Here is a 3637-nt window from a genome sequence, read left to right on the forward strand (position 1 = left end):
GGCGATCCCCCCGGGCACCCGGCTACGCGGCCCTTCGGGTTCGCTGCGTTGCTCGGGCTGACGGGGAGTCATAAAACTCGGCTCTTCGAGCCTCAGACATCCTATGACTCTTTTTCCCGTCAACCCTGCGCTACTCGCCCGCGTAAACGGGACGAACCCCGGGTGCACACTCAAGCATTTGAGCACTTGGTTAATTTCCATGGTGTCATTCCCTACTGTGTCGCGCGGGTGTCTGCGAAGCGCCTTATGTGAGGACAGCAAACCCGTCCTTGGCATATCCTTTGCTGCATGAACTGCACGTTCGTGCAGCAGGATTCCAGGAGTTGCCCATGTCTTTTCCCGATACCGACTTTCTTCGAGCCTTGCCCAAGGCCGAGCTGCACATGCACCTTGAGGGTAGCCTTGAGCCCGAGCTGATGTTCGCGCTGGCCGAGCGCAACGGCATTACCTTGCCTTACGCCGATGTGGAAGCGCTGCGCGGCGCCTATGAGTTCGGCAACCTGCAGGACTTTCTCGACCTTTACTACCAGGGCGCTGATGCCCTGCGCACCGAGCAGGACTTCTACGACCTGACCTGGGCGTATTTGCAGCGCTGTGCCGCCGACGGTGTGGTGCATGTAGAACCGTTCTTTGATCCGCAGACCCATACCGTGCGTGGCATCCCCATTGCGCTGCAGCTGGCCGGTATTTCCCGGGCACTGGCCGATGGCGAGCGGCAACTGGGTATCAGCTCCCGGCTAATCCTCAGCTTTCTGCGCCATCTGAGCGAGGAAGATGCTATCGCCACGTTGCAGGAAGCCATGCCGCTGCGCGAGCATTTCGTCGCCGTCGGGCTGGACAGCTCCGAGCAGGGCAATCCGCCAGACAAGTTCGAGCGGGTGTTTGCCATCGCCCGGGAGGCCGGGCTGGCTTGCGTGGCCCATGCGGGAGAAGAGGGTCCGGCCGACTATATTGAGCAGGCGCTCGACCTGCTCAAGGTGATGCGAATTGACCACGGAGTGCGTTGTGTCGAAAGCCCGGAACTGGTGCAACGGCTGGTCGCCGAGCAGATGCCGCTGACCGTCTGTCCGCTGTCCAATACCCGTTTGAAGGTGTTCAGTGACATGGGTGAGCACAACATCCTGCAGCTACTGGAACAGGGTGTGAAGGTCACCATCAACTCGGACGACCCAGCCTATTTCGGCGGTTATCTGCTGGCCAATTTTGTTGCGGTGCGTGACGCGCTGAATATGACCCGTGAGCAAGCAATCGCGCTGGCGCGCAACAGCATTACGGCGAGTCTGCTGAGTGAAGCCGAGCAAGCCGGGTGGCTGGCGAAACTGGCCGAAGCGGCCTGAGGCGGGAGCGGGGCACGGCTGGCCGTGCCCCTGGGTCAATCAGTCGAGCATGTCCTTGAAGCGCTCATCGGTGCGGAAGGTCAGCGCCTTGCTGAAGCCTGGCACTTGGATCTGCGCGTCGCTGATCTCGATCGCCGACTCGTCAATCATGTTCTGACCGAAGTTGTAGATGATGTCCAGCTGGCCCTTGAGCGCGCGCTGGTTGTAGGCCTCGGCGGCGGCCCGAGTCTGTTCGCGGCGCTGCTGCCAGGCCTCGAATGCCGCCACGCCGTAGCGCTTCTTCAGCATGCGCTCGACCACCGTAGGCGCAATCACCACAGCGCTGGCGTTGTTGCCGCCAAAACCCTTGGAGTTGATGAACGCGACTTCCAGCGGCAGCTGGCTGCGATCGATATCGCGGGTGCTGATCAGCAGGCGCTGCTGGTGCACATCAGCGGCGACCTGATCGATAGTCTTGATTCCGGGAATGATCTGGTATTTGAAGCTACCGAGGGTTGCGGCCAGTTGGTCGGCACTGGCACTGGCCAGCGAGTGCCCAACGTAGGCTTTCACCGCGGCGATGGGCCAACTGCTGATATCGAATGCCGCAGCCACGCGGTCGAGAATCTCGGACTCGGTGACGCGGTTGGCGGGTGTGCTGGAGCCGTGCGCGTGAATAAAGCTGCGCTGGCGGACCGCTTCCGGACCGACGATCTGCATGGCGGCATGTACGGCTTTGGCCATGGTCAGATAGTTGCCGGGGCCGGGAGCGGAAATGGATTTTTTGAAACCATCAGCGTTGATAAAGACATCCGGCACGGCGCCGTGGATGTCAGCGCCGAGTTCCATTGCCAGAGCGTCGTCCATCAGCACGAAGAACTGACCGGACTCGGCCAGCGTGAAGCCGCAGTTCTCGCTGAACGGGCGGCTGGCGCGGCGGAAATCGACTTCGTCGCTGCCACCGACCTGGCGCAGGCCGTCTTCGGTGGCCAGCGCGCCCATGGCGCCGTAGCCCTCGAGACATTCCTGGGTAATCGGTGCTTCCCCGTTACCGACCAGCACCACGCGGGCGCGGCCGCTGGTGATCATGTCGCTGCCTTTTTGCAGGTTGTAGAGGAAGCTGGCGCAGGCACCGGTGATTGCGCCGGTGGTGCCGACACTGCCGAGAATGTAGGCGTTGATGAAATCCGCCGGCATGCTGTTCAGACCGAGTGCCAGCTGCTTGGCGCTGACCCGGCTGCCCTTCAGGCGTGACTGCATCAGCCCGCCGAAGCTGTTCTCGTCGAGTTGGCTCATGGCGCTGCTGGCAAATACCGCGACCTCATCGGGCTCGACGCTGTTGGCAATGGTTTGCCAGTCGATGCCGACCGAGCGCAGGGCGTCGGTAGCGGAAACGATGGTCAGTTGCAGGCCGCGCGGGTGGAAGCGCGAGGCATACAGCTCGCCGGGCTCCAGGCCACTGGGCAACTGGCCGGCAGATTTGACCGGCAGGGCACGGAAACTGTCGATCTTGAGGTCGCAGCCATCGTATACGGTGACCATGACTTCGGTGTCGTTCAGCGGTTCAACCACCCAGTCGCTCGGTAGCGGCTCTGGCAACTGTTTGCTCAGGGTGATGAAGGAGAACGGCTTGCCGGCCTCGCCGGTAACGGTCAGATTCTTTTGCCAATGGGCGGCGTCGACGTCCAGGTAGCGTTTCTCGATGCGGCGCACCAGGGTGTTGTCGAGGATCTGCTGGCCGAAGCGCTGCTCGATGTCTGCTGCACTCAGCGGCTGGCCGTCGGCATCCAGGTACTGGTCGTTCTCGACGCTCACCAGCTTCATCAAAACGGCCAGACCCGCTAGGGTTTCCTGCCGATCGGCCACGGGCAGGGACTCGATCACCATGCGCCGAAAACCGTGGTGGAAAGAGCTGCGGCCGGCGGCGTTGTAGCCGCCGAAGCCGACAATGACCGGTAAACGCGACATCAGACTGGACTCCTGGCTGTGTCCTGGCTCCCCCGCGGGAGCAGGATCGGGTGGCAAGGGGGCCAAGCTGGCCGCTACCCGATCAGAGGGACGATTGGATTGTTGGTTTCGATGTCAGTGCTGACGAGAAATGTAACCGGCTGGTCACGTTTAGACCAATGTGTTTTTGTAATCAGAGGGGGCAGACATTCACTGGTTGTAGTCTGCCGCGTCCAGAATACGCTGCACTTCACCCCGTTCCTCCAGCGCGCGCAGTGCGGTGTCCAGCCGGTCGCGTAGCGCTTCTGCGTCAGGGTGGGCACGGGATACAAAGAGGTAGACATCCATACGCAACAGCGGGTCACTCACAACTG

Annotated in this window: 2 protein-coding genes; one reads left to right on the forward strand and one right to left on the reverse strand. The window is 61.8% G+C overall.

Features of this window, described 5'->3' with window-relative positions:
• Positions 1-329 precede the first annotated feature (329 nt).
• Positions 330-1337, forward strand: coding sequence for an adenosine deaminase (locus tag C1949_RS19105; RefSeq protein WP_104739953.1), 1008 nt, complete (start codon positions 330-332; stop codon positions 1335-1337).
• A 39-nt stretch (positions 1338-1376) separates the two neighbouring features.
• On the opposite strand, the gene C1949_RS19110 is transcribed toward C1949_RS19105, so the two are convergent.
• Positions 1377-3284, reverse strand: a complete 1908-nt coding sequence (locus C1949_RS19110; RefSeq protein WP_104739954.1) for a beta-ketoacyl synthase — start codon at positions 3282-3284, stop codon at positions 1377-1379.
• Positions 3285-3637 lie beyond the last annotated feature (353 nt).

It is taken from the genome of Halopseudomonas oceani, assembly GCF_002903165.1.
Classification (GTDB): Bacteria; Pseudomonadota; Gammaproteobacteria; order Pseudomonadales; family Pseudomonadaceae; genus Halopseudomonas; species Halopseudomonas oceani.